This is a genomic window from uncultured Parvimonas sp. (genome assembly GCF_963524015.1).
Classification (GTDB): Bacteria; Bacillota; Clostridia; order Tissierellales; family Peptoniphilaceae; genus Parvimonas.
Genome location: NZ_CAURDT010000002.1, coordinates 222,796 through 240,532 on the forward strand (window position 1 = coordinate 222,796; position 17,737 = coordinate 240,532).

The 17,737-nt window shown below is 30.7% G+C and carries 16 protein-coding genes; 1 reads left to right on the forward strand and 15 read right to left on the reverse strand.

Annotated features, from left to right (window positions below; all coding sequences use genetic code 11):
- Window positions 1–114: 114 nt before the first annotated feature.
- From RWJ08_RS03895 to RWJ08_RS03920, 6 genes are all read right to left on the reverse strand, one after another.
- Window positions 115–495 (reverse strand): hypothetical protein, encoded by a 381-nt coding sequence (locus tag RWJ08_RS03895; protein ID WP_039868482.1) that lies wholly within the window; start codon window positions 493–495, stop codon window positions 115–117.
- Window positions 495–1,814 (reverse strand): M18 family aminopeptidase, encoded by a 1,320-nt coding sequence (locus tag RWJ08_RS03900; protein ID WP_313961145.1) that lies wholly within the window; start codon window positions 1,812–1,814, stop codon window positions 495–497. The genes RWJ08_RS03895 and RWJ08_RS03900 overlap by 1 nt, the downstream gene beginning before the upstream one ends.
- Before the next feature lie 108 nt (window positions 1,815–1,922).
- Window positions 1,923–3,359 carry an amino acid permease gene (locus RWJ08_RS03905; RefSeq protein ID WP_313961146.1) on the reverse strand — a complete coding sequence of 479 codons (1,437 nt, stop codon included), beginning with the start codon at window positions 3,357–3,359 and terminating at the stop codon, window positions 1,923–1,925.
- Window positions 3,360–3,564: 205 nt separating this feature from the next.
- Complete coding sequence (locus RWJ08_RS03910) at window positions 3,565–4,653, reverse strand: spermidine/putrescine ABC transporter substrate-binding protein (protein WP_313961147.1); 1,089 nt, start codon at window positions 4,651–4,653, stop codon at window positions 3,565–3,567.
- The gene (locus RWJ08_RS03915; RefSeq protein ID WP_313961148.1) at window positions 4,640–5,428 is read right to left on the reverse strand and encodes an ABC transporter permease; all 789 of its coding nucleotides are present in this window, start codon (window positions 5,426–5,428) and stop codon (window positions 4,640–4,642) included. The genes RWJ08_RS03910 and RWJ08_RS03915 overlap by 14 nt, the downstream gene beginning before the upstream one ends.
- Window positions 5,422–6,279: an ABC transporter permease gene (locus RWJ08_RS03920; protein WP_293440695.1), complete on the reverse strand. Its 858-nt coding sequence runs from the start codon at window positions 6,277–6,279 to the stop codon at window positions 5,422–5,424. Before RWJ08_RS03920 ends, RWJ08_RS03915 begins: the two co-directional genes overlap by 7 nt.
- Before the next feature lie 131 nt (window positions 6,280–6,410).
- Here RWJ08_RS03920 and gpmA point away from each other — a divergent pair, with 131 nt between their 5' ends.
- Complete coding sequence (gpmA, locus tag RWJ08_RS03925) at window positions 6,411–7,154, forward strand: 2,3-diphosphoglycerate-dependent phosphoglycerate mutase (RefSeq protein ID WP_313961149.1); 744 nt, start codon at window positions 6,411–6,413, stop codon at window positions 7,152–7,154.
- A 49-nt stretch (window positions 7,155–7,203) separates the two neighbouring features.
- On the opposite strand, the gene brnQ is transcribed toward gpmA, so the two are convergent.
- From brnQ to argF, 9 genes are all read right to left on the reverse strand, one after another.
- Window positions 7,204–8,622 carry a branched-chain amino acid transport system II carrier protein gene (gene brnQ, locus RWJ08_RS03930; protein WP_313961150.1) on the reverse strand — a complete coding sequence of 473 codons (1,419 nt, stop codon included), beginning with the start codon at window positions 8,620–8,622 and terminating at the stop codon, window positions 7,204–7,206.
- 259 nt (window positions 8,623–8,881) lie between these two features.
- On the reverse strand, window positions 8,882–10,075 hold the full coding sequence (tuf, locus tag RWJ08_RS03935; protein ID WP_313961151.1) for an elongation factor Tu: 1,194 nt from the start codon (window positions 10,073–10,075) through the stop codon (window positions 8,882–8,884).
- A gap of 20 nt (window positions 10,076–10,095) precedes the next feature.
- Entirely contained in the window at window positions 10,096–12,171 is a 2,076-nt protein-coding gene (gene fusA / locus RWJ08_RS03940) for an elongation factor G (RefSeq protein WP_009354890.1), read from the reverse strand.
- 39 nt (window positions 12,172–12,210) lie between these two features.
- On the reverse strand, window positions 12,211–12,681 hold the full coding sequence (gene rpsG, locus RWJ08_RS03945) for a 30S ribosomal protein S7 (RefSeq protein ID WP_004831806.1): 471 nt from the start codon (window positions 12,679–12,681) through the stop codon (window positions 12,211–12,213).
- Between the two features lie 129 nt (window positions 12,682–12,810).
- Window positions 12,811–13,221 (reverse strand): 30S ribosomal protein S12, encoded by a 411-nt coding sequence (gene rpsL, locus RWJ08_RS03950; RefSeq protein ID WP_009355082.1) that lies wholly within the window; start codon window positions 13,219–13,221, stop codon window positions 12,811–12,813.
- A gap of 223 nt (window positions 13,222–13,444) precedes the next feature.
- Window positions 13,445–14,575: an Mbeg1-like protein gene (locus tag RWJ08_RS03955; RefSeq protein ID WP_293440706.1), complete on the reverse strand. Its 1,131-nt coding sequence runs from the start codon at window positions 14,573–14,575 to the stop codon at window positions 13,445–13,447.
- A gap of 170 nt (window positions 14,576–14,745) precedes the next feature.
- Entirely contained in the window at window positions 14,746–15,681 is a 936-nt protein-coding gene (locus RWJ08_RS03960) for a DMT family transporter (RefSeq protein WP_009354601.1), read from the reverse strand.
- Window positions 15,682–15,690: 9 nt separating this feature from the next.
- Window positions 15,691–16,626 carry a carbamate kinase gene (arcC, locus tag RWJ08_RS03965; protein ID WP_281703228.1) on the reverse strand — a complete coding sequence of 312 codons (936 nt, stop codon included), beginning with the start codon at window positions 16,624–16,626 and terminating at the stop codon, window positions 15,691–15,693.
- 9 nt (window positions 16,627–16,635) lie between these two features.
- Window positions 16,636–17,628 (reverse strand): ornithine carbamoyltransferase, encoded by a 993-nt coding sequence (argF, locus tag RWJ08_RS03970; protein ID WP_009354542.1) that lies wholly within the window; start codon window positions 17,626–17,628, stop codon window positions 16,636–16,638.
- Window positions 17,629–17,737 lie beyond the last annotated feature (109 nt).

Genomic DNA, 17,737 nt, shown 5'->3' on the forward strand with positions numbered 1-17,737 from the left:
TCTCCTCTATATCTAGTTAAAGAATACCCTTATTTTAACTTGAGAAAACAAAAAGAGAGAATTTCAAAACAATCCTCTCTAATTTTTTATTGTGTAAAAACAATATACTATGCCTTATTTTACCATTTTATTAAATATTTGCTTTGTAGCATAATGTGAAATTAACAAAATGATTAAAGAAAAATCAAAAGGAATTTGCACTACAACTTTTATTAAAAGGCATAGAGCAAAAGCGACTAAATCTAAAATCATAAATTGTTTTTCACTTGTATATTTTTTTATTATACTGTATTTTATTTTTAAATTTCTAATTAAAATAACAAGAGCAACTACTCCAACTAATGCATCTATACTAAAATTAACTAAAAATTTACTATTTATAACAGCCCATAAAAAATATATAAACAAAGTTCCCATCATAATAATGGTTAATCCTGTCAGTGATATTTTCGCTTTATCTTCTGACATTTCCTTCGGTGTAATTCTTCTTGCCATTATTCAAAAATCACTCCATCAGAACCGTCAATTTTAATATTTGTTGAGAAGAATTTTTTTAATGCTGTAACCATATATCCTGTATCTTTAATTCCACAAGTTTCAAAGCTTGAGTGCATTCCTAGTTGTGCAACTCCAATATCAAGAGCATGTAGGCTAACTTGAATATTTGATAAGTTTCCAAGAGTTGAACCACCAACTTTATCGGATCTATTTGCAAAGAATTGTGTTGGAACCTTTACTTTTTTACAAATTTCTAAAAATACTGCTCTACTGAAAGCATCAGTTGTATATTTTTGATTTGCAGCTTCTTTTATAACGATACCTTTGTTCATAAAAGTTCTATTTGTTGGATCATAAAGTTCAGGATGATTTGGATGAACAGCATGAGCATTATCACAACTTACTAAGAAAGATTTTGCAACTGCTTGATGATATTCATCAGTTCCAAAACCAAGTGATGCATTAATTCTCTTTAGAGCATCTTTCATAAATGTTGACATTGCACCTTGTTTTGTGTTTGAACCAACTTCTTCGTTGTCAAAAACTGCACAAACATTTATTGCCTTTGGATTTTTTGCTTCTAGAAATGCTTTCATTGATGTAAATGCACATTGTAAGTCATCAAGTTTAGGTGTTGAAACAAATTCATCTTTATATCCCCAAATACATTGTCTTTGACGATTTACTAAGAATAAATCTTTTGCAACAACATCTTGAACTTTGACACCCAATTCTTCTGCAACCATTTTATCAAAATCACCTTTTTTCAATTCTCCAGCAGAGAATAAAGGTAATAAATCAATTTGCTTATTGTAAGCATAGCCATTGTTTATTTCTCTGTTTAAATGAATTGCAACATTTGGTATCATTAAAATATCTTTATCTATATAGAATAATTTATTTACAATTTTTCCTTTTTCTCTAACCAAAACTCTACCAGCTAGACTTAAAGGTCTATCAAACCAAGTTGAGTCAATCATTCCACCATAACCTTCAACATTTAATTTTAAATGTTCTCCTGGTGCGTCCATTTCTGGAACTGCTTTTACTTTATATGTTGGAGAATCGCTGTGAGCAGCAGTTATTTGAAAATGATAGTCGCTAAGTTCTTCTCCTACTTGGAAAGCTAATATACTTGAGTTATTTCTTGTAGTATAATAATTTCCACCTTTTTTGATATTCCATTTTTCATTTTCTGGTAAAAATGTATATCCGGCTTTGTCAAAATATTTTTTCATTGTATCAACAGTATGAAACATACTTTTACTTGAATCAATAAAAGTTAATAATTCTTTTGAAATTTTAATATCATTCATATCAATACCTCCTATCAGAATTTAATTTACCCTATTTAAATGTTTTAAAATCAGTAAATATATTTTAAAGAAAATAAAGGAACCAAAGTTCCTTTATTCCTTTATAATCTACATTTTTTTATTGTCTTCTCTTTTTCTAAGAACCGGCAAGATTAAACCTAAAGCAACTAAAACTGCAGGAGTTATAATCTTTAATACCATTTCGAATTGGTCTTTTGAGTACATTCCAAGTAAACAACAAGCTAATGTTACTAAGAAACACCATCCACCAAAGAATAATCCAACTCCTCTGTTTTTAACAAATCTATAATGTCTGTCAAGTTCTTCTTTACCATATCTAAGAGCAAAGTAAGCAACGAATACCCACATATATCTCATTGGCATTACTACACCGTTAAGACGAGTAAGTTGTCTAAGAACTGTAGTTGCTCCTGGAACAAATGATTGAGCTAATATAATTGCTCCACCAAGTATAGCAACTAATGCAATACCATTTACATAAGCACCTTTTTCGTTCTTCTTTAACAATCTTGTTGGGATGTATTGACTTGCATTAGGGTCTTCTAATAACATTCTTAAAGGAGCATCTATACTTATTAATAATGTTGAGAATTGTCCAACAGTATTAGCTGCTGAGTAAATGATTAATAACAAATCACCAACACCATAGTATTGTCCTAATTTTTGGAATGCCCAATAAGCACCATTTGCTGCATATGAGTCAAACGCTTCTTTACTTGCATTAATTTCGTTGATATCAAACATAAGTCCCATTGCAACAGTACCAAAGATAGCACTAATAACAACCATTAAAGTTGCAAACATCATTGCTTTAGGGAATTCTTTTGCAGAATCTCCTTCAATTTTGTTTACATATGGTGAAATCTTTTCAATACCACCAACAGCAAATACTAAAATTGATAAACTACTTAAATAGTTCAAGTCAATCTTAGGGAATAAGTTATTCCATGCGAAGTTCAATTTTAAATATCCACCATTTGGATTAATTACAGGTGCAGCATACATCATAAGAATAAATAAAATACCTAAAACAAACATACTTGAACCTGCAAGTGTCGCCAATCTCTTGATTGGACTCAACCCTCTTGTTGCTAAATAACAGAATAATAGCAATACACCAAATGTAGCTAATTGAACATAGATTGTAGGAATACTATCATATGCTTTAGCATCTCTAAAAATCATAAAACTTAAAGCTTTAAGACCACCTGAACCTTTACCAGCAATATAAGTAATATGTACTGCCCAGTAAGTCCAACCTGCATAGTAAGCCAATTTAGAGTTAGTAGTTTCTTGAATCCAAGAAGTTACTCCACCACCTAAATCTTTAAATGTAGAACCAAGTTCTCCAACCATAAGTGCATACGGAACAAAATACAATGCAAACATTAGTATCCAAGAAAATATAACTTGTGTACCATGAAAGTAGATATATCCGTTTAAAACATTTCCAAATCCCCAAAGTGTTGAGAAACACATAAATACAAGGGACTGCCAACTAATTTTCTTTTCGGAACCTTCCATCCTGTCCTCCTAAAATATAAATTCTAAGCTATCTTTAGCCACACACAGTATACCAAAAATATTACTTCTTGTCAAAGGTATTTGCAATAGGATAACGTTTTGTTTTTGTTATAAAAATATTATCACTTCACTCTATCGTTTCTGTAACTCACAATTTAGCAAAAGATAAAAGACACCAAATGGTGTCTTTTGATTTTAAATTTATTTATTTTGCTTTTATTTCTGTCCAAGCATCTTGTAATTTTTCGTTTGATTCTCCTAAGTCTTTTAATACATAACCTTTTTCAAATACTTCTTTTTTAGGAAAGACTATATCGCTATTTTTTAAATTTTCATCCATAAGCTCTCTAGCTCCATCAATTGGTGAGCCATATTTTACAAAGTTACAGTTTCTTGCAGAAATTTCCGGTCTTGACATAAAGTCAATAAACTTTGCTGCTAATTCTTTATTTTCTGAAACTTTAGGGATTACCCAGTTATCAAAGATAAAGATTGCTCCTTCTTTTGGAAAAACAAATTCTACATTTTTATTTTCATCTTTTGCAAGTAAGGCTTCTCCACCCCAAATACAAGTTAATTTTGAATCTCCATTTATTAAGTTATCTTTTGCTTGATCATCACCAACATAATTTTTAACTATTTTCTTTTGAGCAATTAAAGAGTTTTTGGCTTTTTCAATATCTTCAACTTTTGTTGAGTTTGGATCTAATCCTTCTTTAATCATCGCTATTGCCATTGTAAATCTACTTCCGTCTAACATTACAACTTCACCTTTGTTTTTTTCGCTCCAAAGGTCAGCCCAACTGTCAACTTTTTCTTGTTTTGACTTATCATAAGCAATTCCGATATTTCCTATTGTATATGGAACTGAATATTCACTCGTAGGGTCAAAAACTAAGTTTCTATATTCTTTCTTAACTTTATCCATATTTGGAATTTTACTTTTATCTAATTTTTCCAGCATATTTTCTTTAATCATAGTATCTACCATATAGTCACTTGCTACAATTACATCATATTTTTCCGCACCACTTTTTAATTTAGTATAATATTCTTCGTTTTCTTCAAAAAATGTGTAATTTACTTTACAATTATACTCTTTTTCAAATTCCTTGATTGTTTCAGGATCTATAAAAAGATCGGTATTAGTTACATTTAAAACTTTTTTCTCTGTACTTTCTTCTGCCTTTTCTTCCTTTTTATCTTCTTTCTTTTCGCTTTTTCCACAAGCTGTAAATGATATAGCCGTAGCAAAAACTAATAATAATGCTAATAAGCTTTTAAATTTTTTCATTTTTTACTCCTCTATTTTTAAATACATAAGTTATTGTTGATATAATAATTATTATTGCAAAAAGCAATGTTGATAATGCATTTATTTTAGGACTAATTCCCCTCTTAGTCATCGAATAGATTTTAACCGAAAGTGTTGCAACTCCATTCCCTGAAGTAAAATAGCTAACAGTAAAATCATCTAAGGACATAGTTATACAAACTAATGCTCCAATGATTATATTAGGTATTAATTGTGGTAAAACAATTCTTTTAAACACTTGAAACTGTCTTGCTCCTAAATCCATTCCTGCATCATAAAGACTCTTATCAAAAGTCAGTAATTTTGGTAAAATCGCAAAGACTACAAATGGAACATTAAATATTATATGAGCTAAAATTATAGTAAAATATCCAAAATTAAGTTGGAAAAATACATATAAAATTATCATTCCAACTGCAATTACAATGTCAGGTAGAATAAGTGGAAGATATGTTACATTTGTAAAATAAGTTCTTAGCTTTGGATTAAAAGCTCTGTATATAGACCAGGCTCCGATAGTTCCAATTATAAGTGCAAAAATAGTTGCAATTGCTGTTATTACAAGCGTTTGAAAAAAAACTCTCATAACGGATTCATCCTTAAAAAGTTCTATATACCATTTCAAACTAAAACCTGTAAAATCTTTATTATATCTGGATTCATTAAACGAAAAAACCATCATAAATATAATTGGCATATATAAAAATATATAACACAAAGCAAGATATATTTTCCCAGTATATTTTTTTACCATATCTTCAATCCTTCTGCAAATTCATTATCTGATTTCTTTATAAACAACCTAAAAATCATAAGACTTACAAAAATTATAAGAATCATAATTAGAGAAATACTTGAGCCTGTTTCCCAGTTTCTGGCCTGTAAGAACTCTCTTTGAATTAAATTTCCTACTAGCATATTTTGACTTCCACCAAGTAAGTCTGATATTATGAAAGTTGTTACAGAAGGCATAAAGACCATAATGCAACCAGAAATTACTCCCTTAAAACTTAGTGGAAAAATAACTCTCAAAAATAAATCTTTTCCCCTAGCTCCCAAATCTCTTGCACATTCTATATATTCTTTATCGATATTAATAAGTGCGGTATAAATTGGAAGTACCATAAAAGGTAAAAAATTATAAATCATTCCTATAATAATTGCAAAATTATTGTTTAAAAACTTTATAGGACTATCTATAATTCCGATATTTATAAGCATTTGATTTATAATTCCTTGTTCTCTAAAAATACTCATCCAGGAGTATGTTCTAAGCAAAAAGTTAGTCCATAAAGGCATAATAAATAGTAAAACTAAAATATTTCTCCTCTTTTGAGACTTAATCCTACTTAGAAGAAGTCCTGCAGGGTAGCCCAAAATTAGACATAAAAAAGTTGAAATCAAGGATAATTTTAAAGATACTAAAATTATTTTCACATAAGTTGGTGTGAAAAACTTTTTGTAATTATCCAAAGTGAAAACAAAACTTTCATCTTTTACTTTAAAAGAATAATAAATTATAAAAAACAAAGGCACTATCGTAAAAATAATCGTCCATAATAAGTATGGCATAGCCCTTATTCTATATAAATGTTTTCGTAACATAAATCCTCCATAAAACAAATAAATCCAACTATTATTTTATCATTAAAATTGATATTAGACAAGTTTTTTCTTGTAAAGTTTCGTTTTTTATAATATAATTAGTATAAGAAAAATTAAAGGAGTTTTTGAAAATGAAATTAGTTTTAATTAGACATGGAGAAAGTGAATGGAATAAGTTGAATTTATTTACTGGCTGGACGGATGTAGGCCTTTCAGAAAAAGGAATTATCGAAGCTAATGAAGCTGGGTTTTCTCTAAAAGAAAATGAATACGACTTTGATGTATGCTACTGTTCTTATCTAAAAAGAGCAATTAACACTTTAAATATTGTTTTAGAAAGAATGGACAGACAGTGGTTGCCTGTTATAAAAACTTGGAAATTAAATGAAAGACATTATGGGGCATTACAAGGATTAAATAAGGCTGAAACTGCTGAAAAATATGGAGAAGAACAAGTAAAACTTTGGAGAAGATCTTTTGATGTTCCACCTCCTGCACTTGACAAAGATGACGATAGATGTCCTCATAATCAAGAACCTTACAGAAATGTCGATAAAAGTGAATTGCCTTACAACGAAAGTTTAAAAAATACTATTGATAGAGTTATTCCTTATTACGAAGAAGTTATAAAAAAGGATATGTTAGATGGTAAGAGAATCCTAATAGCTGCCCATGGAAACTCATTAAGAGCATTGGTTAAATATTTAGATAATTTAACAGATGAAGAAATTATTTCTGTAAATATTCCAACAGGTATTCCTTTAGTTTACGAATTTGATGACAATTTTAAAGTTACAAATAAATATTACTTAGGAAATCAAGATGAAATAAATGCAAAAATAAATTCTGTTGCAAATCAAGCGAAGAAAAAGTAATTTTTTTCAAGAAAATAGGTTGAGGAGTAAAGTCCTCAACCTTTTTTCGTTACTCTTTATCTTTTATTTCATCATATAAATTCTTAATTGCTTTTCTTATAACTTCAGACTTTGGCTCATCCATTTTTTCTGATATATAATAAAGCATTCCCACATCTTCATCATGTAAAGTTATTCTAGCATTTAATACTTTAGGAACATCAATATGATCTCCTGTATTCTTTTCAAATAAAGCAACAATAGCAAAAACTATTGCAGACGGAATCAAATAACCAAAACTTAAAGAACTAAGTGGTAATAGTTTTATAAATTCTAAAATTCCATAATTGTCATTTAGCACAGTCATAAATCCAATAATTATTGCAACTATGGCAGAATATTTTATAGCCCTATTACAAGAAATTTTATTTCTAATTATACTTGTCAAAATTAAAATTATTATTGGTGGATACAAAGTAAATAAAAGTGGAACTGCCAATTTTATTATTGCATCTACTCCAAGACAAGAGAAAACAAAACTTGCAAAACAAACAATTATAACCCAAATTTTATATGGAATCTTAGGAATTAACTCTGAAAAATACTCTGCAACTCCACCTGTAAGAGCAACGGAAGTTGTAAGACAAGCTAGTATTACTATAACAGAAAGCATTAAAACTCCTGAACGACCAAATAATAAATTTGTGAAGTTAAGTAAAATAGCTGTTCCATTCTTTGCACCTTCAACATTAAGTTTTGAACTTGCTCCTAAGAAACAAAGTCCTCCATAAACAATACTTAAACATATAAAAGCTATAATTGATGAAGATAGAATTACCTTTTTTTCTCTTTCCTTTTTAATCTTATAGAAAATCAAAGCATTTACTATAACGGCATTAAAAAGCCCAGCTCCAAGTCCATCTAAGGTTTGAAAACCATTTATAAAAGAGTCATACATAACTTGTTGTAAATTTTCACCTGGTAGAATTTCTCCAACTGGAGAAATAATTCCTGTTATAATCATAATAATTAAAAATACAAGTAAAGTAGGAGTTAAGTATCTACCTATAAAATCAACTATTTTTTCAGATTTAATACAAATTAAATATGTAACAATAAAAAATACTGCAGTTGTTATAACTAAGTTTTTAAATCCAAAATTAGCAACTCCTAAATTATAAGTAATCGCACCAGTTCTTGGTATTGCAACTAAAGGTCCTATACACAAAGAGATACAAACTAAGATTATTGTCCCCAAATATTTTCCCAAAGGTTTTACAAATTCTGTTATACCTCCACAACAAAAAACAGTATATAGTGATATCATTGCCAAAAGCCCATCAGCCGCCATATATAGAATAAATGCTATAGGCCAATATGAACCTGAATTATAACCTAAAAATGTTGGAAATATCAGGTTTCCGGCACCGAAGAACATTGCAAATAAGCTAAAGCCTATTACAAATATTATTCTAATTTCTTTTTTCATAATCCCTCCTAAAATAAAAACGATTTCTTTAGATATATTAACACAAAAACTAAAAACTTGCAAGGCAAGGTAACTTAAAAAATCATCTTTATATTTTCTAATTTTTTTGATAATTTGAAGTATATAAAACTGAAAACAAATAAAGTTTATTGTATAATTATTCTTTTTAAAAATAAATATCCACAATAATTTCATATTTCAAATTCTTTTGAACAACAAAAAAGGGAACCATACAGTTCCCCTTTAAATATTCAGATTATTATCCTAAAATCTTAGTAACAACTCCTGAACCTACTGTTCTTCCGCCTTCTCTGATGGCAAATCTTAAACCTTCATCAATAGCGATTGGAGTGATTAATTCGATTATGAATTTAGCGTTATCTCCAGGCATAACCATTTCAACGCCGTCTTCTAATTGGATATTACCAGTTACGTCAGTTGTTCTGAAGTAGAATTGTGGTCTATATCCTGAGAAGAATGGAGTATGTCTTCCACCTTCTTCTTTAGTTAATACGTAAACTTCTGATTCGAATTTAGTATGTGGATTAATTGTTCCTGGTTTTGCAAGAACTTGTCCTCTTTGGATTTCGTTTCTTTGAACACCTCTTAATAGAAGACCAATGTTATCTCCAGCAGCAGCTTCGTCTAACATCTTCTTGAACATTTCAACACCAGTTACAACAACTGTTCTTCTTTCAGTTGTTAAACCTACTAATTCAACGTTATCTTGAACTTTTACTTTACCTTTTTCTACTCTACCTGTAGCAACAGTACCTCTACCAGTGATTGAGAATACGTCTTCAACTGGCATTAAGAATGGGTTATCAACATCTCTAACTGGTTCTGGAATATAATCATCAACTGCTTCCATTAATTTAACAATTTTATCTCCCCATTCTCCATCTGGTTCTTCAAGTGCTTTTAATGCTGAACCAACTACGATTGGAGTGTTATCTCCATCATATTCGTATTCATTTAATAATTCTCTAACTTCCATTTCAACAAGTTCGATTAATTCTGGGTCATCAACTTGGTCTTCTTTGTTTAAGAATACAGCAATTTTAGGAACGCCTACTTGTCTTGCAAGTAAGATATGTTCTCTTGTTTGTGGCATTGGACCATCAGCAGCACTTACTACTAAGATAGCACCGTCCATTTGTGCAGCACCTGTAATCATGTTCTTAACATAGTCGGCGTGTCCTGGGCAGTCAACGTGTGCATAGTGTCTTTTTGCAGTTTCGTATTCAACGTGAGAAGTTGAAATTGTGATTCCTCTTTCTCTTTCTTCTGGAGCCTTGTCGATATTTGCATAATCAACGAATTCACCAGTACCAAATCTTTTGTTTAATACTAAAGTGATAGCTGCAGTTAAAGTAGTTTTACCATGGTCAACGTGACCAATAGTTCCGATATTAACGTGTGGTTTAGTTCTTTCAAATTTTTGCTTAGCCATTTTACTAATGTCCTCCTAATCTATTTTTTTGCTCTCTCGCCAATTACTTTTTCAGCAATTGCTTGAGGCACTTTTTCATAATGATCGAATTGCATTGAATATGTTGCACGACCTTGAGTATTACTTCTTAAGTCTGTTGCATATCCAAACATTTCTGCTAAAGGTATATATGCATCAAGTACATGAACTCCATTTTTAGGATTCATTCCTTGAATTCTACCTCTTCTTGATGAAACGTCTCCCATAACATCTCCTAAATATTCATCTGGAGTTGTTATTTCAACTTTCATCATTGGTTCTAATAGAACTGGTGCAGCTTTTGCAACTGCTTGTCTAAATGCCATTGAACCTGCAATTTTGAATGCCATTTCAGATGAGTCAACTTCATGGTATGAACCATCATATAAAGTAACTTTAACATCTAAAACTGGATATCCTGCAAGTACACCTGCTTGAGTAGCTTCTTCAATACCTTTTTGAACAGGTCCGATATATTCTTTTGGAATAGCTCCCCCTACGATATTATTTACAAACTCAAAGCCCTTACCTGCTTCTTGAGGTTCAATTTTAATTTTACAATGTCCGTATTGTCCACTACCACCAGATTGTCTGATGTATTTTCCTTCAGCTTCTGCACCTTGAGAAATTGATTCTCTGTAAGAAACTTGTGGATTACCTATATTAGCTTCTACTTTGAACTCTCTTAAAAGTCTGTCAACGATGATTTCTAAGTGTAATTCACCCATACCTGAAATGATTGTTTGTCCAGTTTCTTCGTCTGTATAAGTTCTAAAAGTAGGATCTTCTTCTGCTAATTTGTGTAAAGCTATACTCATTTTTTCTTGAGATGCTTTTGTTTTTGGTTCTATAGCAACAGAAATAACTGGTTCTGGGAATTCCATTTTTTCAAGAATTACATGGCTATTCATATCACAAAGAGTATCTCCAGTTGTAGTATCTTTAAGACCTACTGCTGCAGCGATGTCTCCAGCTGAAACGCTATCAACTTCTTCTCTCTTGTTAGCATGCATCATAAGAATTCTACCAATTCTTTCTTTTTTGCCTTTTGTTGAGTTATATACATAAGAACCTGATTCTAAAGTTCCTGAATATACTCTGAAATATGCAAGCTTTCCAACAAATGGGTCAGCTACGATTTTAAATGCTAATGCTGAGAAAGGTTCTTCATCTGAAGCATGTCTTTGCACAGGTTCTTCATTATCATCCACACCTTCAATAGAAGGAATGTCTAATGGAGATGGCATATAAGCCACAATAGCATTTAATAGAGGTTGAACCCCTTTGTTCTTATAAGCTGAACCACAAAGTACTGGGTTTATTGATAGATTGATAGTAGCTCTTCTAATTGCTTCTCTTAATTCAGATGGTGAAATAGCTTCCCCTTCTAAATATTTTTCCATAATAAACTCATCTGTTTCAGCTAATGATTCCAATAAGTTTTGACGATATTCTTCTGCTTTGTCTTTATAAGCATCTGGAATATCAGTTTCGTCAATATCTGTACCTAAGTCGTTTTTATAAATAATGGCATGCATTGAAACTAGGTCAATTACTCCAACGAATTCTGATTCAGCTCCGATAGGAATTTGAACAGGAACTGGATTAGCTTTTAACTTATCCTTAATAGTTTCGATAGAGTCATAATAATTAGCTCCAGTAGCATCCATTTTATTTATAAAGCAAATACGTGGTACGCCATATTTATCTGCTTGTCTCCAAACAGTTTCTGATTGTGGTTCTACACCGCTCTTTGCATCAAAAAGTGCAACTGAGCCGTCAAGAACTCTTAAAGATCTTTCAACTTCTACAGTAAAGTCAACGTGTCCTGGAGTATCAATGATATTAATTCTTGTATCATTCCATACACATGTTGTAGCAGCTGAACAAATAGTGATACCTCTTTCTTTTTCTTGCTCCATCCAGTCCATTTGTGCAGCACCTTCATGAGTATCACCTATTTTGTGGATCTTTCCTGTATAATAAAGCATTCTTTCTGTTACTGTTGTTTTACCAGCATCGATATGCGCCATTATACCAATATTTCTTGTATTTTCAAGTGAATATTGTCTTGCCACAATAGCATTTCCCCTTTCCTTTTAAATAAAATTCCTATATTAGAATCCGTAATGTGCAAAAGCCTTGTTAGCTTCAGCCATCTTGTGAGTGTCTTCTCTCTTCTTAACACTTGCTCCAGTGTTGTTAACAGCATCTAAAATTTCTTTAGCAAGTCTTTCTTTCATAGTTTTTTCTCCTCTATTTCTAGAGTAAGTTACTAACCATCTTAAACCTAAAGTTTGTCTTCTTTCAGGTCTAACTTGAATAGGCACTTGGTATGTTGCCCCACCTATACGTCTTGCTTTAATTTCTAAAACGGGCATTATGTTTTCTAAAGCTTTTCTGAAAACTTCAGTTGGTTCTTCGCCAGTTTTTTCTTTTACGATTTCAAATGCACCGTAAACGATAGCTTGAGCAATTCCTTTTTTACCGTCAAGCATAATGTTGTTTATAAGTTTAGTAACAACCACATCACCATAAATCGGATCTGGCATTACCTCTCTCTTTGGAACATGTCCTTTTCTTGGCACCTTTCTTCCCTCCTTACTATATTAGTAGTATCACTGGTACTCAGCGATTTTCTTGCTGATAAGCACACAAATGTATGTATTATAAAGTTAAACTCTAATTAATAAAACATTTCTGCCACATCAGTTTAATTATTTAGGTCTTTTAGCTCCGTATTTAGATCTTCCTTGTTTTCTGTTAGCTACTCCTGCAGTATCTAATGTACCTCTGATTATATGGTATCTAACCCCTGGAAGGTCCTTTACTCTTCCCCCTCTAATAAGCACAACGCTGTGTTCTTGAAGGTTATGACCTATACCTGGAATATAAGCTGCAACTTCCATTCCGTTTGTTAATCTAACTCTGGCAACCTTACGTAACGCTGAGTTAGGTTTCTTAGGAGTTACAGTTCTTACAGCTGTACATACACCTCTTTTTTGTGGTGATTCACTAGCAGTACTTCTCTTTTTAAGAGTATTAAAATTGAAACTTAATGCTGGTGCTTTTGATTTAGTTACAGCTTTTTGTCTTCCTTGTTTAATTAACTGGTTAATAGTTGGCATTTCTTCACCTCCTTAAATATCTTTTTTTAAAAATGCACATAACTATACATTATTAAATGTACCTAAATATTTTAACATTTATATATATAAAAGTCAACATTTTTCTAATTTTTTTCACAAAAATAATTTATAATATACGACAAAAATAAAGCATAAGTAAAAAAATAAAAACCACTCTAAATGAGCAGTTTTTAAAAAACTAAAATAATATATTTTTAAATCCTTAGTTTGAAATTTTCCCTTTTATTATTATAGAACCTATATCTGAAAAAATAGGTTTAAAAAGTCTTATGATTTGAGAAGAATTTAGTTCACTCTCGTTTTTTGTAAACTCCCTAGTAAGCTTTGAAAATCTTTTAAAAAATCCCTTTGGAGGAGTAGGACATTCTGTCCCGAAAACTTCTTTACCAGAATCCATCATTAATAATGACATCCTATAATACATAAATTTATTATCTTCTTCCTCCATATTAGCATTATAGAATTCAAAAAGTTTTTCAAAATTTATCATAAGTTCACTTTGCTCAACAACATCATTTAAGGTTAAAATTCCATTTTCTTTTTTAAACATTGAGTATGGAGAATGAACCCCTCCCAATCTATGAACAATTTTAGAATATCTATTATCTTCATTTCCGACATTTGTAATAGATTTTATAAAAATCTTATTAGATACCGAATGCATTATGATATTTACATAATCATATTCATTACATATATTAAAAATTTTATATTTATTATTTTCAATTTCTTTACTATACTTGTTTATAAAATTTGTATTAAATCCTTGTCCATCAAAGGAATAAACATTTTTAAGTTTAGACATATCTCCTCTTAAAACTCCAATATATTGAGCTTTATTTCCGCCTTTTGAATGTCCCGAAACATATATATTTTTTATGTCTTTAAACTTTTTAACCATTTCATCGAAGTATCTTAATGCTCTTCTTTGTTGTTTTGTATCTGTTATATTATATGTTCCTTCTACATTATCCTTCCATTCGTAATCTCCAGCGGTTCCTTTATAAACTATAATCAAATTGTCTTCAAACTGAAAAGTTACATTTACTACCCTATCACTACCTGAAGCATTTCCATAAACTGAATTATCAACATCTACTATTTTTATTTTCTCATAAATCGCTCTATTATGATCTACTGTATTTAAAATACTTAAAAACTCATTTTCATGTATTTCTCCGGGATAATTGCCTGATTCATCCTTTATATTTCTAATAAAATCAAATATTTCAAATATATTCTTCCCAACTAATTTTTCTTGTACATCGTCTTTTTCAAAATCATGGACATATACTATACAATTTAAAATCAATAAAACATCTATATTAATCATATTCCCTCCTATATGACAAAAGGACATACTCAATGCCCTCAAACTTGTTTTTATACTAGCATACAAAAGCATAAAAGTCAATATTTAGTATTTACCCTAGATTATATGTAACACTCTTATTTAATCAAGAATTTCAATTTTTTTGCAACAAAAAAGAAGTCCTAAGACTTCTAAACTTTGTTTTCAATTTCTTTGTCTTTCTTTTTGAATATGAAAGATAATTTTGTTTCTGAAATTATTATAGCAATAAAAATCAAACAAAAACCAATAACTGATTTAACAGTTAAACTTTCAATTCCAAGTGCAACTGGAAAAGCAACCCCGAAAATTGACTCACAACCTAATATTATAGCTGCACTACTTGGATCTGTATATTTTTGTCCTAAATTTTGTAATAATAATGCAACAGCAGTACACATTACAGAAAGATATAAAACTTCAAGCATTGGTCTTAATGTAAGTTGCATTCCAGCATTATTTTCAAAAACAAATGTAGTTATCCAAGATAGAACCCCCGCAACTAAAAATTGCATAATTGTAAGCACAAAAGGGTCTTTTCCAACTCCTAATTTTGTAACCATAACGATATGGCCTGCAAACAAAAGTCCACTTAAAAGTGCAAGTGCATCTCCATAAATCGCTGTCCAACTTGAATTAAAAATAGATCCACTCTCTCCTGCCATAGCAATAAAAAATATTCCAACTATACAAAAAATTGCGGCAGATACATTAAATTTGTCAGGTCTAACTTTGTTAGTTATCCAATATAAGAAAGGTACAATTACACAATATGACGCTGACAAAAATCCACTACGTCCTGGTGTTGTAAATGTAACCCCCAAAGTTTGACTGGAATAAGCCATAAATAAAAATATTCCAATAATAGCTCCTGAAACCAATTCATCTTTCCTAGCTTTAAATAGTTTTTTATGAAAAACAATTGCTAAAACAATTCCTGCTATGGTAAATCTAACACCTAAAAGAAAGTTCGGTTTAAGTACATCTGCTGCACTTTTAACTACAGTAAGCGAAGTCCCCCATAAAATCGCTACAATAAAAAGTGCAACTTTTGCTAAAAAACTTGTTCTATGTGATATATTGTTCAAAATGCCCTCCTACTTAACTATTTTAGTTCCTGTAAGACCTTTTACAGCATCTGATGCTTTTTCAAGTAAAGTAATAATGGCACATCTATTTTCTGATCCATTTACAAATTCCAAACAAGCTTCAACTTTTGGAAGCATACTTCCCTTGCCAAATTGTCCTTCTGCGATATATTTGTTAGCTTGTTCAACATTTATTTCATCCAATTCTTTTTGATCAGGTTTATTGAAATTAATACAAACTTTATCAACAGCAGTTAAAATTAAAAGAAAATCAGCATCTAAATCTGCTGCAAGTTTTGCACTTGATTTATCCTTATCAATTACAGCATCAATTCCTACTAATTTACCATTTTTCTTAACAACTGGTATTCCGCCACCACCTACAGTTATAACTACAAGTCCAGCATCAACCATTTTCTTAACAGCATCAATTTCAACAATATTTAATGGCTTTGGTGAAGGAACAACTTTTCTGTATCCTCTTCCTGAGTCTTCAACAAAAGTGAATCCTTTTTCTTTTGCAAGTTCATCCGCCTTTTCTTTTGTATAGAACATTCCAACTGGTTTAGTTGGGTGTTCAAAAGCCTTGTCATCTTCTGCAACTTCAACTTGAGTTACAACAGAAACAGCAGTTTTATTAATTCCTTTTTCTTTAAAAGCTTGACCTAAAGCCTGTTGTAAATGATAACCTATATATCCTTGACTCATAGCTCCACATTCAACAAGTGGCATTAAAGGAGTTTTTTCCTTTCCATTTGCTGAATAATCCATTGCCAAATTAATCATTCCTACTTGAGGTCCGTTTCCATGTCCGATTATAACATCATTTCCATCTTTAACTAAATCAGAAATTATATCGGCGGCTATTTTTACTTTCTCTAATTGCTCTAAAGGGGTATTGCCTAAAGCATTACCCCCCAAAGCTACAACTATTCTCTTTCCCATTTGTACCTCTTACCATAAAGTAGAATACATAACTGCTTTTATAGTATGCATTCTATTTTCAGCTTCATCAAATACAACTGATTGTGGTCCTTCAATAACTTCATCAGTAACTTCCATTTCAGGAATACCAAATTTTTCAAAAATTTGTCTACCGATAACAGTTTTTTGATCGTGGAATGAAGGTAAGCAGTGCATAAAGATAGCAGTTTCTTTAGCGTTTGCCATAACTTCTTTGTTTACTTGGTATGGTTTTAATAATTTAATTCTTTCAGCCCAAACTTCGTCTGGTTCACCCATTGATACCCAAATGTCTGTGTAGATTATATCAGCATTTGTAGTTCCTTTTTTAACATCTTCTTCGAATCTTACTGTACAATGAGTAGCCTTAGCGATTTCTAAAGCTTTTTCTCTTAATTCTTCTTCAGGCCATAATTCTTTTGGAGCACAAGCTGTAAAGTTTACACCCATCTTAGCACAAGCTATCATAAGTGAATTACCCATATTGTTTCTTGCATCTCCCATATATACAAAGTTTAATCCTTTTAAATATCCAAATTTTTCTTCAATAGTTAAAAGGTCCGCTAACATTTGAGTTGGATGGAATTTATCAGTTAAACCATTCCATACTGGAACACCAGCATATTCTCCTAAAGTTTCAACTAATTCTTGGCTGAATCCTCTGTATTCAATACCATCATACATTCTTCCTAAAACTCTTGCAGTATCTTCAATAGATTCTTTTTTACCCATTTGTGAAGAACCTGGATCTAAGTAAGTAACTCCCATACCTAAGTCCATTCCTGCAACTTCGAAAGAACAACGAGTTCTTGTTGAAGTTTTTTCAAATAATAATACTATATTTTTTCCTTCTAAATAACGGTGAGGAGTTCCACTTCTCTTTAAATCTTTAAAATTTCTTGAAAGATCTAAAAGGTAACGAATTTCATCACTTGTAAAGTCTAATAATGTTAGGAAATTTCTTCCTCTTAAGTTTTTGCTCATAACATTTCTCCTTTAAAAAAATTTTTTGATACGACAAACGTATTCAATACATATTTATTATACTATATCTTATAAAAAATTCAGGACATTTTATTTAATAAAATTTGTA